17 protein-coding genes are annotated in these 19,347 nt (G+C 64.9%); 7 read left to right on the forward strand and 10 right to left on the reverse strand.

Annotated elements, in window-relative coordinates; translation table 11 throughout:
• Positions 1 to 14: 14 nt before the first annotated feature.
• From ACYCVF_RS11720 to ACYCVF_RS11750, 7 genes are all read right to left on the reverse strand, one after another.
• Positions 15 to 1,904 carry a TRAP transporter large permease gene (locus tag ACYCVF_RS11720; protein ID WP_459595680.1) on the reverse strand — a complete coding sequence of 630 codons (1,890 nt, stop codon included), beginning with the start codon at positions 1,902 to 1,904 and terminating at the stop codon, positions 15 to 17.
• Between the two features lie 15 nt (positions 1,905 to 1,919).
• Positions 1,920 to 2,951, reverse strand: a complete 1,032-nt coding sequence (locus ACYCVF_RS11725; protein WP_459595681.1) for a TRAP transporter substrate-binding protein — start codon at positions 2,949 to 2,951, stop codon at positions 1,920 to 1,922.
• Between the two features lie 561 nt (positions 2,952 to 3,512).
• Positions 3,513 to 4,340: a hypothetical protein gene (locus ACYCVF_RS11730; protein WP_459595682.1), complete on the reverse strand. Its 828-nt coding sequence runs from the start codon at positions 4,338 to 4,340 to the stop codon at positions 3,513 to 3,515.
• Between the two features lie 87 nt (positions 4,341 to 4,427).
• Positions 4,428 to 5,720, reverse strand: a complete 1,293-nt coding sequence (fsrB, locus tag ACYCVF_RS11735) for a siderophore utilization protein FsrB (RefSeq protein WP_459606428.1) — start codon at positions 5,718 to 5,720, stop codon at positions 4,428 to 4,430.
• 59 nt (positions 5,721 to 5,779) lie between these two features.
• Positions 5,780 to 7,765, reverse strand: a complete 1,986-nt coding sequence (locus ACYCVF_RS11740) for a TonB-dependent siderophore receptor (RefSeq protein WP_459596451.1) — start codon at positions 7,763 to 7,765, stop codon at positions 5,780 to 5,782.
• A gap of 590 nt (positions 7,766 to 8,355) precedes the next feature.
• Positions 8,356 to 10,353, reverse strand: a complete 1,998-nt coding sequence (locus ACYCVF_RS11745) for a primary-amine oxidase (protein WP_459595684.1) — start codon at positions 10,351 to 10,353, stop codon at positions 8,356 to 8,358.
• 15 nt (positions 10,354 to 10,368) lie between these two features.
• Positions 10,369 to 11,565 carry a serine hydrolase domain-containing protein gene (locus ACYCVF_RS11750; RefSeq protein ID WP_459595685.1) on the reverse strand — a complete coding sequence of 399 codons (1,197 nt, stop codon included), beginning with the start codon at positions 11,563 to 11,565 and terminating at the stop codon, positions 10,369 to 10,371.
• Between the two features lie 180 nt (positions 11,566 to 11,745).
• Between ACYCVF_RS11750 and ACYCVF_RS11755 the strand changes: the two genes are divergently transcribed.
• Positions 11,746 to 12,735 carry a helix-turn-helix domain-containing protein gene (locus ACYCVF_RS11755; RefSeq protein ID WP_459595686.1) on the forward strand — a complete coding sequence of 330 codons (990 nt, stop codon included), beginning with the start codon at positions 11,746 to 11,748 and terminating at the stop codon, positions 12,733 to 12,735.
• 6 nt (positions 12,736 to 12,741) lie between these two features.
• On the opposite strand, the gene ACYCVF_RS11760 is transcribed toward ACYCVF_RS11755, so the two are convergent.
• From ACYCVF_RS11760 to ACYCVF_RS11770, 3 genes are all read right to left on the reverse strand, one after another.
• The gene (locus ACYCVF_RS11760; protein ID WP_459595687.1) at positions 12,742 to 13,407 is read right to left on the reverse strand and encodes a methionine ABC transporter permease; all 666 of its coding nucleotides are present in this window, start codon (positions 13,405 to 13,407) and stop codon (positions 12,742 to 12,744) included.
• Entirely contained in the window at positions 13,397 to 14,548 is a 1,152-nt protein-coding gene (locus tag ACYCVF_RS11765; protein WP_459606427.1) for a methionine ABC transporter ATP-binding protein, read from the reverse strand. The genes ACYCVF_RS11760 and ACYCVF_RS11765 overlap by 11 nt, the downstream gene beginning before the upstream one ends.
• A gap of 224 nt (positions 14,549 to 14,772) precedes the next feature.
• Positions 14,773 to 15,579 (reverse strand): enoyl-CoA hydratase/isomerase family protein, encoded by an 807-nt coding sequence (locus ACYCVF_RS11770; protein ID WP_459595689.1) that lies wholly within the window; start codon positions 15,577 to 15,579, stop codon positions 14,773 to 14,775.
• A 119-nt stretch (positions 15,580 to 15,698) separates the two neighbouring features.
• Between ACYCVF_RS11770 and nthA the strand changes: the two genes are divergently transcribed.
• From nthA to ACYCVF_RS11800, 6 genes are all read left to right on the forward strand, one after another.
• Entirely contained in the window at positions 15,699 to 16,322 is a 624-nt protein-coding gene (nthA, locus tag ACYCVF_RS11775; RefSeq protein ID WP_459595690.1) for a nitrile hydratase subunit alpha, read from the forward strand.
• Positions 16,319 to 16,978: a nitrile hydratase subunit beta gene (nthB, locus tag ACYCVF_RS11780; protein ID WP_459595691.1), complete on the forward strand. Its 660-nt coding sequence runs from the start codon at positions 16,319 to 16,321 to the stop codon at positions 16,976 to 16,978. Before nthA ends, nthB begins: the two co-directional genes overlap by 4 nt.
• On the forward strand, positions 16,978 to 17,355 hold the full coding sequence (locus ACYCVF_RS11785; protein ID WP_459595692.1) for a nitrile hydratase accessory protein: 378 nt from the start codon (positions 16,978 to 16,980) through the stop codon (positions 17,353 to 17,355). The genes nthB and ACYCVF_RS11785 overlap by 1 nt, the downstream gene beginning before the upstream one ends.
• 257 nt (positions 17,356 to 17,612) lie before the next feature.
• On the forward strand, positions 17,613 to 18,104 hold the full coding sequence (locus ACYCVF_RS11790) for a hypothetical protein (RefSeq protein WP_459595693.1): 492 nt from the start codon (positions 17,613 to 17,615) through the stop codon (positions 18,102 to 18,104).
• A 3-nt stretch (positions 18,105 to 18,107) separates the two neighbouring features.
• On the forward strand, positions 18,108 to 18,698 hold the full coding sequence (locus tag ACYCVF_RS11795; protein WP_459595694.1) for a hypothetical protein: 591 nt from the start codon (positions 18,108 to 18,110) through the stop codon (positions 18,696 to 18,698).
• Positions 18,695 to 19,345, forward strand: coding sequence for a hypothetical protein (locus ACYCVF_RS11800; protein ID WP_459595695.1), 651 nt, complete (start codon positions 18,695 to 18,697; stop codon positions 19,343 to 19,345). Before ACYCVF_RS11795 ends, ACYCVF_RS11800 begins: the two co-directional genes overlap by 4 nt.
• The last annotated feature ends 2 nt before the right edge of the window (positions 19,346 to 19,347 follow it).

Below are 19,347 nucleotides of genomic sequence, written 5' to 3' on the forward strand. Positions count from 1 at the left end.
TCCTCAAATGCGTCTCAAAGGAATCCGATCGAGATCCAGGGGAAGATCGCGACGATGATCAATCCCACCAGCAGTGCCAAGAGATAGCCCCAGATCGGCCTGATGCCCTCCGCCGGATCGACGCGTCCGATGGCGCAGGCGGCATAATAGCCGACGCCGAACGGCGGGGCGAATAGCCCGATACCCATGGCAAGAATGATCACCATGGCATAGTGCACCTCGTGGACGCCGACGGCGCGGGCGATCGGGAACAGCAGCGGCCCGAACAGCACGATGGCCGGAATGCCCTCGAGCACGCTGCCGAGAATGGTGAAGGCCAGGATCGAGACGGCGATGAAGGTCGCGGCTCCCCCGGGCAATCCCGTCATGGCAGCGGCCAGCGAGCGCGAGAAGCCTGATTGGGTCAGGCCCCAGGCCATACCGGTTGCGGTGCCGATGATCAGCAGGATCGCGCCCGACAAGGCAGCGGTCTCGACCAGCATCGGAAACAGCCGCCGCCAGTCGAAGCGGCGGTAGACCAGCAGGCCGACCAGGGCGCCATAGACGATGCCGATGGTGGAGACCTCGGTGGCGGTGGCGATGCCCTCGACCACGGCATAACGGATCACGAATGGCAGTGCGAGCGCGGGCAGGGCGACGATGAAGGTCTTGCCGATCTCGAAACCCGTGGCGCGGCGGACATGGCTCATGTCCTCGTGGCGGTAGCGCCACCACACCAGCATGCACAGCGTGATCGCGAGCACGACGCCGGGCAAGAGGCCGCCTGTGAACAGCGCTGCGATTGAGACGCCGGTGACCGAGCCGATCGTGATCAGCACGAGGCTCGGCGGAATGGTTTCAGTCTGGGCACCGGTCGCCGCAAGCAGCGCGACGAGATCGCCGGGCTTGGCGCCGCGCGCCTTCATCTCGGGAAACAGCACGGGTGCAACTGCGGCCATGTCGGCGGCCTTGGCGCCGGAAATGCCGGAGACCAGGTACATCGCGCCGACAAGCACGTAATGCAGGCCGCCCCTGACATGGCCGAGCAGGCTTGCGAGGAACGCCACCATGGCCCGCGCCATGCCGGTCATCTCGATCAGGAGCCCCAGGAACACGAACAGCGGCACCGAGAGCAGGATGAGATGGCTCATGCCCTCGTCCATCCGCCCGACCAGCACCATGACCGGCGTGCGCGTGGCCAGCGCCAGATAGCCGAAGATCGCCAGGCCAAAGCCGAACGCAATGGGAACGCCGGCGAAGACGCAGAAGCCGGCGACGCCGACGAAGAAGATGACGAGATTGATATTGCCGAGCGGCCGCAGGAGCGGCTCAGCCAGCCAGAACAGACCGATTACGGCAGCCACGGTGACGAAGGCAGTTGCGACCATCCGGTAATCGGCCGCGCGCAGCAGGCGCAGCAAGGCAAAGGCCGCCATCAGGCCGATGCCGGCCGGCAACGCGGCAGCGCGCCACATATTGGAAATCTGCAGCGCCGGGGTGGTGATGTAGCTCTCTTCATAGGCATAGTCGCAGGACGGCCAGACGATCAGCGCCAGAAACGCCAGCGCCGCGCAGGTCGCGACCAGATCGAGATAGGCCCGCATCGCAGGCCTGGCGCTTGCGACCACGGCGGTCATGCGCATGTGCTCGGAGCGGCGGAATGCGACGGCGGCGCCGAGCATGGCGAGCCACAGGAACAGGATCGAAGCGAGCTCGTCCGACCAGATCAACGGCCGGTGCAGGCCGTAGCGGGCGACCACGCCGGCAAACAGGATCACGATCTCGGCGACGACGAGAATCGCCGCCGGCACCTCGACGAGGAGACCGAGCACGCGTTCCGTCGAGCCCAGCAACGAAGGTCGGCGAGGGGACTGCACAGCCACCTCGCCCGTTACTTCGGTCACCTCAACCTCGATGTGAGCCATGATGGCCCCGACGCGTCACGACAGCTTGCCCACGGCCTTCTCCAGGAGGTCCCAGGCCTGATCGCCGTATTTGCCTTTCCACTCGGCATAGAATCCGGCGGCGCGCAGCTTGTCCCGGAATGGCGCAACGGTCGGCTGGTTGAAGGTCAGGCCCTTGCCCGCGAGCTCCTGCTGGAGGTTGGCGTTGAGCTTGGCGGTGTCCTCGCGCTCCTTCACAGCCGCGGCGTTGATGTTCTTGGCGACGATGGCGCGCACGTCCTGCGGCAGCTTTTCCCAAGCCCTGCGGTTGGCCAGGAACCAGAAGCCGTCCCACATGTGGTTGGTCAACGAGCAGTATTTCTGCACCTCGTAGAGTTTCGCCGTCGAGATGATCGCGAGCGGGTTTTCCTGGCCCTCGACGATCTTGGTCTGGAGCGCCGAATAGACCTCGCTGAAATTGATCGAGGCGGGCGCCGCATCGAACGCCTTGAACATCGAGGTCCACAGCGGCGACACCGGCACGCGGATCTTGAAGCCCTTGAGGTCGTCCGGCCCGGTGATCGGCCTGGTTGACGAGGTGGTCTGGCGGAAGCCGTTGTCCCAGATCTTGTCCATGACCTCGAGGCCGGCCTTCTTGATCTCGCCGCGGACATGGGCGCCGAGATCGCCGTCCATGGCCTTCCAGACCGTGTCATAGTCCGGGAACGCGAAGCCGATGCCGTTGATGGACGCGGCCGGCACCAGGGTCGACAGGATCAGGCCGGACAGCGTGAAGAACTCGACGCCGCCGGAGCGGATCTGGCTCAGCATGTCGGTGTCGGACCCGAGCTGGTTGTTCGGGAAGATCTGGAGGTCGAACTTGCCGTTGGTCTCGGTCTTGATCGCCGCCGCCATCTCCTTGGCGCGGACGTTCATGGGATGGGTATCAGGCAGGTTATTGGCGTATTTGTAGGTGAACTCGGCGCTCTGGGCACGGGCCACATGGGGCGCACCGATGCCGCCCAGGACCGCGGTCGCGGCGGAGGCCTTGAGAAGCGTGCGGCGGGAAAAGCGCGTCGAAAAGACCATGGGTCTGCTTCCTCGGAAGGTTTGTTGTTGTTCTGAGATGCAAACCTATACGAACGGTCGGTCTCAAGGTCATCTGCGATCTCGCGAGGCCTCGCTTATTGCAGCCGGACAACGTCACGGCAATATCGGCGTGAGGGACATGGGCCGGACAAAAAGTGCGAAAACAACCCCATGCACAGTAGCCGTCAAGAGTTGGGACGACGTTCGAGTCCCGGGCCGAAAACCGCGCTCGACGCGAAGCAGGATATCAGGAGCTTCGTCTAAATATCTGATCTGACTGTATATAAAGATATTCCATAATATACCTTATGCGAATCACGGGCATGGGTGCGGCCCTGCTGGTCTGCTTCGGTATCGAAGGAACCGGCGGCCACTGCTCCTGGCAGAGCCTTGTGCTATCGCAGCGCGTCCGCCGCGGGCGCATTGTCGACGGCGTTCAGCCTCATGCAGGAAGACGAGATTCGATCGCTGCTGCCGCGCGTCGACATCGAGCGCGTGCATCTGATCGACGAGGCCGGCGAGTCGGTCGAGTTGGTCGCCTAGTCTGCCCTGCTCCCGTATCTAGCGCAGCGGCAACCGATCCAGTTGGCTCTGCGCCTTCGAGACGGCCGCCGCGAACCAGCTCTGGCTTGGCGCTTCCTTGGCAAAGCACGTCGTGTAGGCGGTCATCGCATTGTCCTCGCGGGTCATGTCGCCGCGCGGGTCGTTCTTGACGACCGGCTTGGCCATCATCTGCTTCCAGACCTTCTCGCAAGCCGGGATTTCAGCCGTCTTCACGGCGTCCGATGTGGCGATGAAGAAGACCTTGTCATTCTTAATGGCGACGACGTCGATCTCGTCCGGCGGGCCCTTGAGATCACCATTGCCGCGGAGGCCGAGCACGGCGACCGCTGCGCTGGCGGATGCGGGCTTTGTGACCGGCAGCTCGACATATTTGGCGAAGGCGGCGTCCTGGATCGCATGATAGTAAAAGCGGTCCGCCTTGATCGCCGCGCCGGTCTCCTGCGGCATGCCGTCGTCGCGGTGCTCGCGCAGCCAATGCTTGAGCAAGGCCGTGGTCGTCACCACGGCCCGCGTCTTGCCGCCTTCGGACCCGAAAGCGAGCCCGTCGAGATGGCCGAAGCCGATGTCGTCCTTGAAGAGCGTGTCGACATTCGACCTGCCCTCGGCCGGCAGCCCCTTGATCGTGACGGGTCCGACCACGGCTCGCAGCACGCCTGCCAGCTCCTTCAGGGCGGCATCGTGCTGTTTATTGACTTCGTCGCTCTCCTTGGCCTTGGAGAACTTCGCGATGTAGCGGTCCCGCAGATCGAGATAGTTCTGCTCCGGCGCGGCCGCCTGGGCGGGCGCAGCCAGGACGAGCAGGCAGAGCAAGGTGAGCGATCTCATTGCGATGTCCGGAAGGCTGGGAGCGATCTCCAGTCTTTGTGCCGGGGTCGGGTACGAAGGTTCATCCGTGAAGTGCCCCCGCACACCCTACTCCGCCGGCGTGAGTTGCTGCCCATTCAAGCGCATCGCGGCCGTCTCGCGCACGCGGACGCGGGCGCGGCGCTTGCGCCACCAGATCACCACGCCGGTGACCGATAGCGCTGCCACCACCAATCCCATGATCGAGATCAGGATGCGGCCGAACAGCCCGACGATCCGGCCCGAATGCAACGGAAACTGCGCCTGCACGAAGATATCGGCGGCGGTGCCGACCCAGGGCAGCCGCTCGCCAATGGGGCGGCCGTCCTCGCTGTCGTAGTAGAGTTGCGCCGGGCCGACGCCGCCGGCTCCGTGGTCGTCGCCGGGATGGAAGAACGCGGCGGCATAGACGCCATGAGCCGGGCCGTAGCTGATGGCGCCGACCGGCGTCGTCCACCCGCGCGCCTTGCCGTCGGCCGCCGCGCGGGCCGCGATAACGGCGAAGCTGACCTTGGGCTCGATGGGATCGTCGAGACCGCGATAGGGCCGCTGTTCATAGGGCGTCGGCGTGTAGTTCGACACCATCTTCATCAACGGCGAGAACACCTCGAAATACAGGTTCAGCGAGAACGCCGTGAACGCGATGGTGAACAGCACGCCCCAGGTCCACAGGCTGAAGGCGCGGTGGATGTCGAAATTGATCCGGTAGGCGCTGCCCGAGGTCTTGATCGTCCAGGCCGGCGCCCAGCGCGCCCAGAAGCCGCGCTCGAGCTGGCGCGCGACTTCAGGCGCCCGCGCCGCCCTGGCGCGCCGCCGTGAAGGCAGCGTCAGGTAGAATCCGACGAAGCAATCGATGGTCCAGATGATGGCGATCACGCCGAGCACGCGCATGCCCCAGCGGTCGCTGCCCCAGAACTCCGGGATGTGCATCGTATAGTGCAGCTTGTAGAGGAACGAGACGAAGTTCTCTCGCGTCACCGGCCAGACCGCACCCCAATAACGCCGGCCGAGCTCCGCGCCGGTGTTGGGATCGAGGAACACCTGATTGTAGTCGAGCGGGTAGCGCTTGCCGGTCGCCGGGTCGATCCGCGGCATCACGAAGAACCACAGCGAGTGGCCCTCCTCCGGCGTCATGAAGAGATAGACGACGCGCGCGCGGGGATCGCGCTGCTCGATCATCTTGGCGAGATCGATCGAGGGTATGGCCGGGCCCTTGCTGCTGACGTCGAACAGGTGGCTGTTCAGGACGTCGTCGAGCTCGTGATCCCATGAGATGATCGCGCCGGTGATGCCGGAGAAGAAAAGGAACCCGGCCGTGAGCAGTCCCGCCCAGCGATGCAGCCTGCCGAATATCGCCCTCATCGTCTTCCACTCTCATCCAGCGGGTCCGGCCGCAGAGCCGGACCGTCTCCCGTTCGAATTCACCAGCGGTAGGTCAGCTTGCCGATGGCCTTGCGCCCTTCCGCGTAGAAGCAGCCCGACAGACTGTAACACGCAGCGACATAGCGCGTGTCGGCCAGGTTGGTGACGTTCAGCGACAGGCGCCAATTGTCCTTGGTGTAAGCGAGCAGCGCATCCAGCACGGTCGAGGCTCCCACCTTGAACGTGTTGGCATCGTCGCCCCAGGTCGCGCCGACGTAGCGGATGCCGCCGCCGAACTGAAGGCCGGCGAGCCGCCCGCTCTGGAGCGTGTAGTCGCTCCACAGCGAGGCGCGGTTGAGCGGCACGGTCGTCGGTGCCTTGCCGAGATTGACCGGATCCCGCGAGAGCTCGGCATCGACATAGGCATAGGCGGCGCGCAGGTTCCAGCCGTCGGCGAGCGACATGGTGCCTTCGATCTCGATGCCGCGCGATTTCACCTGGCCGATCTGCTCGGCAGTGTATGTCGGCGGCGGATAGATGACGACGTTGTCGCGCGTCAGGTCGAACGCGGCGAAGGTGAACAGCGCATTCCAGCCGAGCGGCTGGTACTTGACGCCGACCTCGTACTGGACGCCCGTCTCCGGATTGAGCAACTGGCCGGAAGCCGTCGCGAGCACCGGCAGGAAGGATTCCGAGTAGCTGAAATAGGGCGCGATGCCGTTGTCGAAATTGTACATCACGGCGGCGCGGCCGGTGAAGGCCGACGCGTCCTTCGAGACCGAGGTATTGGCGAGCCCACTATCGACCTGCGTCGTCACGAAATCCTGGCGGCCGCCGAGCTGGAACGAGAGCCGGCCGAGCTTGATCTGGTCCTGCGCATAGAGGCCGACCTGCGACTGCTTGACGCCGGTATTGTCGCTGATGGCGCCGATGGTCCAGTCGTAGCTGTAGACCGGGTCGAAGACGTTGATCTCGGGGGCTGACGTCGTGACGCCATACGCGGTGTCGCGGAACGTGGTGTTGCGGTAGTCGATCCCGACCAGGGTGGTGTGGCTGAGGAAGCCCGTGGTGAACTTGCCCTGGAGCTGATTGTCCACCGCGAAGGAGTTGATGTAGGAGTTGCTGTAGCTTCCAAAGCGCGCGAGCTGCCCAGCGGCCTCATTCGTATAGCCGCCGCCGTAGAACACCTTCTCCTCGTTGTGCTGATAGGCGTAGCGCAGATTCTGCCGGAACGTGACGTTGTCGGTGAAGTTGTGCGCCAGCTGGTAGCCGACGGTCGCGATCTCGGTGTTGAATGCATCGAAGCCCGGCACGCCCGCGAAGAACGAGACCGGAATGGTGCGGCCATTGTTCGGCCAGACCGTACCGGAGGCCGGCAGGAACTGGAGGCCCCACCCTGCCCGGTCCTTCTGGTAGTTGGCGAGCAAGGTGATGGTGGTGTCGTCGTTCGGCTTGAAGGTGACGGCAGGCGCGATGAAGACGCGGTTGTCCTTGCTGAAGTCGACCTGGGTCTCGCCATCGCGAACCACGCCGGTCAGGCGCCACAGCACGGTGCCTTCCTTGTTGGCCGGGCCGCCCATGTCGAACTGCCCCTGGTAGCGGTTGAAGCTGCCGCCTGAGATCGAGGCCTCGCCGAACTGCTGCGCGGTCGGCAGCTTGGTCACATAATTGAGGATGCCGCCGGTGCCGCTGCCGCCATACATCGCGGAGGACGGTCCCTTCAGCACCTCGATGCGCTGGGCCCCATAGGGATCGAGGCCGTTGAAATGCACGTAGTTGCTGGACGGAATCCGCAAGCCGTCTATGTAGAGGCCCGGCATGGTCATGTCGAAGCCGCGGATCTGGAGGCCGCCGAATCGGGTGTCCGAGCCGCCATTGACGTCGCCGCTCACGCCGGCAGTGTAGCGCAGGGCCTCGCCGATCGAGACTGCGCCCTGGTTCCGGATCTGGTCGGTGGTGATGACGGACACCGACTGCGGCGTCTCGATCAGCGGCGTATCGGTCTTGGTGGCGGTGCCGCTGCGCGTCGCTACGAAACCGCGCACCGGACCATTGGCGCGTTCGCCCGTGGCGCCGTTCGATGATGCCGACTGCGTTGGGGTGGCCTGCTGCGCCGGAGCACGACGATTGGCGCGTGCGATGCGCGTTGCCGCTGCCCTTCGCGACGAAGCAGTCGCCGCGGGACGGCCGCGCTGCGCCGGCGCTTCCACGGTTACAGCGGGAATCTGCGTCTGCGCCTCCACGGAACCGAGGGGAACCACAAGGGAGAATGTGCTGACCATCCCGAGGAAAAGCAGCTGCATCTGTCGACGACGCGTGTCGTCACGCGAAGAAAGTTGGAGGTCGGTCACGTCTTCGAGGCCCCACGCACTGCCGGCTTTGCCGGTATCGTTCTTGATGCCTCGCCTAGCTCAGGCGATCTTGGAGTGCGAGAGATACGAAGTTAGAATTTATCGAGACTGGGGAATAAGCCGTGCGGCAATGGGTCCATGCGCGAGTCAATGTGCACTACTCGACAGAGCCGTCGTGGACTGATCCGTCGGCTACATTCGGAAACCAGTCGTCCTCTCGCAGTCGCGAAATTCTCCGCGACCGGCAATTGCGAGCCGATGTTGTACGGGCCGCCTGTCGAACGCTACGCGTTGTTCCCGTGGCAGCATGAGCGGCTGGCACCCTGCTCGTCGCCCGCGAGCACGCTGCGGCTGTTGCGGTCCGGTGGGATGTCGCCCGCCGCATTCGCCGAAAAGAATCCGGTCGGCTTCAGCACGAAGCCCGCATATTCGACCGGCATGATCGGAAAATCCTCGGGCTTGCAAATATGGGTGTGGCCGAAGGAGTGCCAGACGACGATGTCGGCGTTCTCGATGTTGCGGTGCTGCGCTGCGTAGCGCGGCAGGCCGTCGCCACCGGCATGGACGTTGGGATAGTCGCCGCTGGCGTATTTCTCGGCCGGATCGAACGCCGTGACCCAGACGTGCTTGGTCGCAAAGCCGCCGCGCCTGCGGACGTAGCTGCCCTCTTGCGCGAGCATCAATGGGCTCGGATTGACGACGAGCTTGTAGGCCGGCGCGTTGCCGACCGAGTTGCTCTCGTTGGGATTGCTGATCTTCCAGAACCGGCCGGTCTCGCCGTTGGCGATCGCCGCCGCATCGCGCTCGCGCGATAGCACGCGCGTCGTGGTGTCGAAGGCATTGCCATGGGGATTGTCGTGGCCCCAGGGCCGCGGCACGAAGTCGTGCTCGGTGACGGTGTTGCCGCCGCCGTCGAGATCCATGTGCATGCGCACATTGAAGAAGTGCTGGTGCGTCGGCCCGCCGAGATTGTCGTCGACCATGCCGCCCCATTTGTATTTTTCGCCGGATGGGACGGCGGCGGTCTGGATGATGCCGGTCAGCTTGGCCTCGAGCTGGATCGTGCCGTCCTGGTAGAGGTACCAGTAGAAGCCGTAGTCGTAGTTGCCGACGGTGGCGAAGAACGAAATGACGAGGCGGCGCGAGCGGCGGACCTCGAACAGTCCATTGCGGAATTCGTAGTGTTTCCAGGCAATTCCGTAGTCTTCTTCATGCATGCAGATAGCGTTCTGCATGACGAAGGGCTCGCCCTTGTTGTCGGCCGCCGGCACGTCGAAATAATGGATGTTGCCGAGGCAGTCGCAGCCAAGCTCGAGCGCATTGGCGAGCATGCCGAGACCGTATTCGCCGGCGTCGAACGCCGACTTCCAGAAATGGTTGTCGGTCGGGTCCGCATAGGGCACCACCATCTCAGTGACGCTGGCGCGATGGATCAGAGAGCGCTTGCGCGCGCCGTCCTGATAGCTGAGCTGATGCAGCACCAGGCCTTCGCGCGGCGTGAAGCCGACGCGAAAACTCCATTTCTGCCAGTCGACCTTCCAGCCGTCGACCTTGAAACTCGTGCCTTCGGGCTGCTCGATATGCAGCGGCTTGATGTCAGTGCGCGGGTTGGTGACCTCGTGCGCGCCGTAATTACGCTTCTTGCGCGGGATCGGCACGATCGGATCTGCGTCCGTGAGGTGAATGACCTTGCCGGCGATCAGGTCGACGACGGCGACAACGCCCTCGATCGGGTGCGCATAGCCGTTGTCCTGGAGATGCTCGCGGAAAAAGCTGACGGCGCGGACGATGCGCGCGCCGCGCTCGAACTCCATGTCGAAGAAGCCCGAGGAGAACGGATCGACCTGGACCAGCTCGATGTCCTTCTCGGTGAGCCCGCGCCGAACCATCGCCGCGCGCCAGCCGGGATCGGCCTTGACCACGGCTTCGCACTTGAAAAACTCTTCCAGCATCACCGGCGGCTGCCCGTAGGGCGCTTCGCGGTTCGGAATGACCTTGCGCGTGACGATCTCGTTGCGGCCGAGGTCAACGACATGCTCGACTGCCTCGCCCGTCGTCACGTCGAGCGTGAGCGCGAAAGCACGGCGCCCCACCCCACCCGCCGCCAGCTCCTGCTTGGTCGGCTCCTCAAGCCGCACCGTCGGGAAGCGGCAATGTTCCGGTGAGGTCGCCGCTGCACGTACCAGCGTGCATGCCGCGGCGATTTCCTCGGCAGTCAGGGGATCGAGTGGGTGTGGTGTCGCGGCCTGCGCCTGCGCTGTGTCTTTGACGGTGTCGAGCATGATGATGTCCAGAGGTCAGCGCGGGGCGAGATGCGCGGTGATGGCGCGGAAGGCGGCGAGCCAGCGATGGTCGAGCGGAATGTCCATCGCCTTGGGCTGGGTCGCGAACTTGACGATGACGGTGTCCGTGGCCGCGTCGACATAGAGCCACTGGCCGTGGATGCCGATTGCTGCGAGATCGTTGCGTGCGGGATCGATCGTGTACCACTTGCTGCGGTAGCGGGCGCCCGGGAAGATATCGGCGAGGTCGCCGTCGGTCCAGGCCTGGTGATCGCCGTTCTCGTGGATGTCGTCGATCCACCAGCCCGGCACGACCTGCCGTCCCTCGACCAAGCCGCGATTGCGGATCATCTCGCCGAAGCGCAACAGATCGCGCGCGGTGACCGAGAGACCGCCGGCGATGCGGCCCATGCCGTGGCTGTCGAGCGACATGGAGCCGTCTTCCTCAGCGCCCATCGGCTGCCACAGATATTCGGACAGGATGCGCGCATAGGGTAGTCCGCAGGCCCGCTCGTAGACCCAGCCGAGCACCTCGGTGTTGGTCGAGACGTAGTGAAACACCTTGCCGTGCGGCTTGCCGGTGCCACGCAGTGTGGTGAGATAGGTGCGCTGGTTTCCGGGCTCGATGCCCGGCGGCGGCACATCCCAGCCCGATGAGAAGCGGTAGCGCGCGACGTCGCCGGCGGGGTCCTCGTAGTCCTCCTCGAACTGGATCGCGACGGTCATGTCGAGGACGTTGCGGACGGTGCAACTGCCGTAGACCGAGCTCTCCAGCTCCGGCACGTAGCGGACCACCCTCGCCTCGGGATCGAGCACCCCGCGCGCGGCGAGCACGCCGCCGAGCGTTCCGGCAATCGACTTGCTGATCGAGCAGATCAGATGCGGCGTGATCGCGTTCATGCCGTCGCCGTACCATTCGTGGACCAGCGTGCCCCGATGCATGACCAGCAGCGCATCGCCAAAGGTCTCGCGCAGCGTGGCCTCGATCGTGGTCGGCTTGCCGTCGGGCGCAGTGAAGCCGACCTTTTGAAGTTCGTGCGGCGCGCTTTGTATCGGCGTCGGGTGCGCTGAGCGGCGGACCTCCGCCGTCGGCAGCACCTCGCGGGTGTGGGTAAAGCCCCAGCGGATCGCGGGAAAGCTGCGCCAGTTGGCGCGGGTCACCTGGGCCTCCGGCGCGGGCGGGCTGCCGCGCATGATCTCGGTCGGTCGCATTTCGATCCTCCGCAAAGGCCATCCCGACTCCGGTGTCGGGACGGCCGGGGAGGAAGACTGCACCCGAGCGCTCCCGAGCGTTATCGAGATCCAGCAATATTTTGCTGGACAGGGGCCGTGGCCATGCCAGTCTGGCGTAGTTCTTGCTAGCTGCTGGCTGGTGAATTTCAACGTGCTGTCATGGCCTTAAGCGCAACTCTTCCGATTCAAGACTCGGCTGCCGGCCTGTTTCAGGCCAGCAGCACGGATGTCGACGAGCATTGCGCCGGGCTCGGCCGCTGGCGACTCAGCTACGACCAGATCAGCGCCGGCGCGTTCAGGGGCAGCTTCACGCAGCTTTCGTTGCCTCGGGTCGAGGTGTTCCGCGAGATCACCAGCCAGCAGGTGCGCCAGTATGGCCAGCTCGGCGCCGACAGCTTTGCGATCGGCCTGCCCTGGCACGACGATGCCGAGGTTAGTTGCAATGGGACCAGTGCCAGGGGCGCCCGCGTGCTCGCCAGCATCGATGCCGAGATCGACATGTGCACGCCGAAGGCCTTCGAACTGCGTGGTGTCGTCGCCAGCACGATGCTGATCGCTGAGCTTGCGGCCCGGCTCGACGTCGAATTGCCGCGCGCCGTCTGGCACCAACTGCGGGTGATCGAGACGGCGGAGGCGCCGGTCGCTCGGCTGCGCGCCCATCTTGCCGCCATCCACGACACCGTCACGACCGCCCCTGAACAGTTCAACGATCCGGTCGCCCGGCAGGCGCTGGAAGACGCCCTCCTCGTCGAGATCATGGACATGCTGCCGTCGGCGCGTCCCAGCGATCCCGGCCGCAGCGCGACGGCCCGTCGGCGCACCGTCGATCGCGCCCGCGAGCTGATGCACGACAGCGGCGACCGTGCCCTCTCCCTGCTGGCGGTCTGCAAGAGGGTCGGTGCAAGCCCGCGCAAGCTTGGCTACTGCTTCCAGGAGGTCGTGGGCACCAGCCCGATGCACTATTGGCGCGCGATGCGGCTGAATCGCGTACGACGCGACCTCAAGCGTGCCGGCGGCGCCGCGACCTCCGTCTACGACGTCGCCGTGCAGCACGGCTTCTGGCACTTCAGCCAGTTCTCGCTCGATTACAAGCGCCACTTCTCCGAGCTGCCCTCGGAGACCCTGCGACGCGCCAGGCTGGCTGCCTGACTTGGGTCAGCGATGGCGCAGCCGGCGATTGACCCGGCGCGCCAGATGGTCGCCGGCGCTCTGGACGAGCTGCACGAGCGCGATCAGTACGACGACGACGGCGAGCATCATCTCCGGCATGAAGCGCTGATAGCCGTAGCGGATGCCGAGATCGCCAAGCCCTCCGCCGCCGACCGCGCCCACCATCGCGGAGTAGCCGAGCAGGCTGACCACGGCGAGCGTGAGCGCCAGCAGCAGGCCCGGCAGCGCCTCTGGGATCAGCACCTTGAACACGATCTGAAGCGGCGAAGCGCCGAACGAGGATGCGGTCTCGATCAGGCCGCCGTCGACCTCGCGGATCGCAGCCTCGACCAGGCGCGCGATGAAGGGCGTGGCGGCAATCGTCAGCGGCACGGTCGCGGCGGTCGATCCGATCGAGGTGCCGGCAATGAGGCGGGTGAACGGGATGATGGCGACGACGAGGATGATGAACGGGGTGGACCGCGCTGCGTTGACGACGATTCCGAGCACGCGATTGACGATGGGGGCCGCGAACAACTCGCCCTTGCGGCTGGTCGCGAGGAAGACGCCGAGCGGCAGGCCGAAGGCGGTGCCGAGCAGCGCGGCGATTCCGACCATGTAGAGGCTCTCGCCGGTCGCCTGGATGATGAGCTTGATGAGTTCAGGCGACATAGCCGAGATGCTCCGCCGAGAATTGATGTTGAGACAGGAAGGCCAGCGTCCGGGTCACCGCGTCACCGCCGTCGGAAACACCGAGGGGAATGCCGAGAACGAGCGTGCCCACATGCTGGCCGCCGATCTCGTCGAGGCGCGCCGACAGCAGCGACACGTCGAGGCCGCGCTCGCGTGCGAGCCTTGCGACCAGCGTGTCGCCGGCCCCTGCCCCGCCCACCTGGATTCGGATGACGGCCTGCCCACTGGCAGGCGGCTCCGCCACGATCCGGTTCGCCAGCGACAGCGGCAGGCTGTCGCCGATCACTTCGGCCAGGAAGGACTGCGTGATGGCATGTTTTGGATGGGCGAAGATATCGGCGACATGGCCGCTCTCGACGACCTGGCCGGCGTCGAGCACGACGACCTCCTTGGCGAGTTGGCGCACCACCGACATTTCATGGGTGATCAGCACGATGGTTACGCCGAGTTCGCGGTTGATGTTCGCGAGCAGGTCGAGGATCGCGCGCGTGGTCTGCGGATCGAGCGCCGAGGTCGCCTCGTCCGACAGCAGCACGCTCGGCCGCGTCGCCAGCGCTCGCGCGATTCCGACCCGCTGCTTCTGGCCGCCGGAGAGCTCTGACGGATAGCGATCGTGCTTGTCGGCAATGCCGACCAGCGCCAGCAGCTCGGCGACACGGGCCTTGATGTCGATCCTGGCCCAGCCGGCGATCTCCAGCGGCAGCGCGATGTTGTCCGCGGCCGTGCGCGAGGACAGCAGGTTGAAGTGCTGGAAGATCATGCCGATCGAGCGCTGCGCCAGGCGCAGCTCGCGGCCAGCCAGTGCCGAGATGTTGCGTCCGTCGACGACCACGCGGCCACTGGTCGGCTTCTCCAGCCCATTGATGAGCCGCACCAGGCTTGACTTGCCGGCGCCGGAGCGGCCGATCACGCCGGTGATAGACCCGCGCGGAATTGCGAAGTCGATGTTCTCCAGCGCAATGACGCCGGGCTTGCCGCGATGGGCGGGATATGTCTTCGAGATGCCTTCGAAACGGACCATCGGATCCGGTCCGGTCACGGCAGGTGAAATCGCTTCAAGCTTTTCGATCGGCTGTCCGATCGCGAGCGATTGGTGGGCGTTCATGGAGACGGCCTTCATTCACAATAGTTCGCTTGCCCGCGCCGCTCACGGGAATCAGGTCGCATGGAGCGACGGGGGTGAATCGCGATGCCGGCCGGGTGAAGCGCGCTGCACCGCAGCACGCACCATCGCCGTTTCCAGTCTTCCTTGCAATGTCAGATATTTGCGAAGAATTGGACGAAGTTTTCCTGATCCGTCACGCGCGAAGGAAATTCATCTTCCGACGGGATCATCTTCCTGATCTACCGCCCCCTGAAGCGCGGCTTGCGGCGGGCGAGGAATGCTTCCACGCCCTCCTTGTGATCCTCGCTCAGGCTGGCGAGAGCGAACTGATCGACATCCATGTGGCTCGCGAGATCGTCCAGCGCATGCGCGAGCCGGTTGACGGTCAGCTTGGTCATGGCGACCGAAAGCGGCGGCTGCGCAGCGACCTTCCGGGCCAGCTCCATGGCCGCATCGAACGCATGGCCGGGGTCGGTCACCTGCTCCACCAGGCCCCATTCATAGGCCTCGTCAGCGCTGATGCGCTGGTCGGCCAATATGACCGCCTGCTTGGTGCGGGCGGGTCCCATCAGATGCAGCATGCGCGGGATGCTCTGCCAGCTCATGTTCATGCCGAGCCCGATCTCGGGCACGCGCAAATGCGCGTTGCGGCCCATGATGCGGAAGTCGAGCGCGACGGCGAGGGCCACCCCACCGCCGACGCAAAAACCCTCGATCGCCGCGATCGTGATCTGCTCCATCTCCTGCCAGGCGTGCGTCAGGCGCGGCCCGAGCTTGAGATGCCGCCGCAACGTGCCGAGATCCATCTCCTTGCGCGAACGTCCCTCCGCGTCCTTGAGGTCGAAACCGGCGCTGAACGCGCCCGAGCTGCCGGTCAAGACGACGACCGATGTCGCGGCGTCATCCTCGAAGCTGCGCGCCGCCGCCGTGAGCTGGCGCAGCGCCTCCGGGGAGAGTGCATTGATGCCGTCGCCGCGGTCGAAACGCACCACCGCAATCCGGCCCTCGGGCCCAAGGCCCTTCTCGATCTTCACGTAGTCCGTCACCATCATCTCCAGGCTGTTTTCGGCGATTCTACCGCACAAATGTCGTCACGCATACGTGCCCGGATCGAGCCGCAACGAACCCTCGACAGGCCTGGGCCATTGCGCCTATCTTTGGCGCCATGAGCCACGATCACGACCATCACCACGACCATTCCGAGCTGTCGGAGACCGAGCTGCGCGTGCGCGCGCTCGAGACGATCCTGACCGAAAAAGGCTATGTCGAGCCGGCCGCGCTCGATGCCATCATCCAGGCCTACGAAACCAAGATCGGACCGCATAACGGCGCGCGCGTCGTCGCCAAGGCCTGGACCGATCCGGCGTTCAAGAAGGCGCTGCTGGAGGATGGCTCCAAGGCGATCGGAACGCTCGGACATGTCAGCCGCGTCGGCGACCATCTGGTGGTGGTCGAGAACACGCCGCAGCGCCACAACATGGTCGTGTGCACGCTGTGCTCCTGCTACCCCTGGGAGATGCTGGGGCTGCCGCCGGTCTGGTACAAGGCGGCACCTTACCGTTCGCGCGCGGTGAAGGATCCGCGCGGCGTGCTCGCTGATTTCGCCGTCACGCTGCCGAAGGACATGGAGATCCGGGTCTGGGACTCGACTGCCGAGACGCGCTTCCTGGTGCTCCCGATGCGCCCGGAAGGCACGGAGGGCTGGAACGAGGAGCAGCTCGCCGGGCTCGTCACCCGCGACTCCATGATCGGCACCGGCTTTCCGCGCAAGCCCGGAGCACCGTCGTGAACGGCGTGCACGACATGGGCGGCATGGACGGGTTCGGCAAGGTCGAGCCCGAGCCGAACGAGCCGATGTTTCACGCGGACTGGGAAGCGCGTGTCCTCGCCATGGTGCGCGCGATGGGTGCCGCCGGCGCCTTCAACATCGACACCTCGCGCTTCTACCGCGAGACGCTACCGCCGCACGTCTACCTTTCCAGCTCGTACTATCAGAAGTGGTTCCTCGGGCTCGAGGAAATGCTGATCGAGAAGGGCTATCTCACCCGGGAGGAAGTCGCTGCCGGCCATGCGATGCAGCCCGCAAAAGCGCTCAAGCACGGCAAGTTCGACCTCGCCAATGTCGAGCGCGTGATGGTGCGCGGCAAGTTTGACCGCCCTGCCCCGGCTCCGGCGAAATTCAAGATCGGCGATCGTGTCCGCGCCAAGAATATCCATCCGACCACGCACACGAGGCTGCCGCGTTACGTGCGTGGCCATGTCGGCGTGGTCGAGCTGAACCATGGCTGTCACGTATTTCCGGATTCCGCGGCGATGGAGCGCGGCGAGAACCCGCAATGGCTCTACACCGTGGTCTTCGAGGGCGGCGACCTCTGGGGCCCCGACGCTGATCCGACCACGAAGGTCTCGATCGATGCATTCGAGCCCTATCTGGACCCGGCGTGATGAGCACGACGCTTGCTGCGGCCGCCACGGCGGCCATACCGAGCATTCCCCGCGATGACGACGGCCCGGTCTTCCGCGCACCCTGGGAGGCGCATGCCTTCGCAATGGCGCTGACCTTGCACGAGCGCGGCGTGTTCACCTGGCCCGAATGGGCCGCCGCACTCGCCGACGAGATCAAGCGCGCGCAAGCAGCGGGCGACCCTGACACCGGCGAAACCTACTACCTGCACTGGCTGGCGACGCTGGAAGGCCTCGTGGCGCGCAAGGGCGTCGCATCGGTCGAGACCCTGCACCGCTATCGGGCCGCCTGGGACCACGCCGCCGATCGCACGCCGCACGGCAGGCCGATCGAGCTGCGGCCGGAGGATTTTGGCTAGCTAGCCGTGCTCTCCGGTCGAACTCCTCATTGCCCAATCCATTCGGCGCGATCCTTCGAGCAGCGAGATGCACGACCTCTCTTCCCGTATCCACACGCGCGGACGAGCCTTGCCGCCTGATCATGCTTTGAACTGATCTAAGTTTGGCTTGTTGACCTCGGGCGAAAGCGCGGGATAACGGATGCGAGCCAACATCTGCCTCGTCATGTGAGAACTCTGTGAATACGCCAGCAGGAAAAGAATCTGCGATCACCATCATGGCCGAGGAGGAGCCGGTCGAGGTTGGTTTCCCGATGGTGGCCGCCTACCACGGCCAATCCGCGCTTGCCATGGCCGCGATCGTATTCCAGGCACAGCGGGCTGCGTTCGCCGTGCTGTCGCCTGAGAAAATTCCGGCGCGCCGCGACGTCAGCATCGTGAGCGGACACCCGGGGCCGGGTGTGCGGGACGCGTTCGAATTCGTCACCCGCGCCGTGACCCGCGGCGCCTATACCGTAGACCGCGCGCTGCCCGAAGCGAGATTGGTCCCCGGGCACGACATTTCCTACAGCTTTCGAATTACGCTCGGGGAACGAACCGTCGAGATGGCGCTGCTGCCTGGGGTCTTGCCCCAGCGGTTCTTCGAGCTCGTCTTCGCCAAGGATCGCACCGCAGCACAGGAGCGCGAGCTGAGTGCGTTGAAGCGGTCCATCGCCGAGGACGTTCTGGCGAAGGAACCAGGCGCTCTCTTCACCATGCGTGAGAGTTGATGGATGAAGCCGGGACTTGCGCTCAGCTTCGGTTATGACGACGGGTCGCTGCGCGCCCTGGCGGACGTCAAAGCCGAGCTGCGGGACATTTATTCGCTGCCCGAGATCGATCTGAGCGATTTCAGTGTCCTGTTCGTGAGCATGCACAGCGACCAGCGTTTCCTGGCGGATCGCGCTGACCAGATCGAGCAGTACCTCGTTCGCGGCGGCGTCGTCGTGGCAAACGGTCACCACGCCTACTCCTATCTCCCGCGCATGGAAGGTTTCCACGCCATCGACAATTACAAGCTGAGCGACATCACGGTCTTGCGCCTCGCCGAGCATCCCATCTGGCATGGCATTGAACCGCACGATCTGACCTTCCGCCGCGGCGTCTCCGGTTTCTACGGACGGGTCTGGCACGATGCGCCGCCGGATGCGCTGGTTGTTCACGCCCTCGGCCAGCCGAACCTGCCGCTCGACTTCATCTATCCTGTCGGTCGAGGTCACGTTCTCTTCCACGGCGGAAATGACCTCTGGACGTTCGGTAGCGAGGACCGACAGCTGGCGCCCCGGATCATGCAATGGGTCGCGGAAGGACGAAACGTTCAATGAGCCTGGCGATTCTCGACGGCGGCACGTTTTATCACCACGCGGCCATTCACGGCCGGCGCTATCGAGAGCTGTTCGACAAGATCATCTACGCTCCTGAACTCACAACGGATGCCCTGGCCGGCGTCACTTTCCTGATCGTGCCGGATCGCATCAATCCGAACATTCTTCGCGCCCACCGCGATGTCCTGATCCATTTTGCGAGAGCCGGGCACACGCTGGTTGTGTTCGGCGAGAATCGCGCCGACACGTGGCTGCCGGGCGTGACGTGGGCGGCGCGGCCGACGAACTTCTGGTGGTGGCTCGACAAGACAGCGCATCCACCGAACCGCCTGCTGGCGTCCGACCATGAGCTGTTCCAGGCCGTGCCGTTCGAAAGCACGATATGGCACTTCCACGGCGTATTGACCCCGCCTGCAGGGGCTCGGGCGCTGATCGACGTGCCGGCCGATCCTGAGGGCCGCGACAGCGGCGGAGCGCTGCTTTACGAAGATCGTGTCACGCTGCCCGGCCGGTTGCTCGTCTCGACACTGGATCCATTCTATCATCATGGCAGCAATTTCATGCCCGCCACCACGAAATTCCTCGACGGCTTTCTGCCCTGGGCGAAGCGAAAGGCTGCGCTCGACACCGATCCCGGCGGCCGCTGATC

The organism is Bradyrhizobium cedriense (assembly GCF_054602315.1).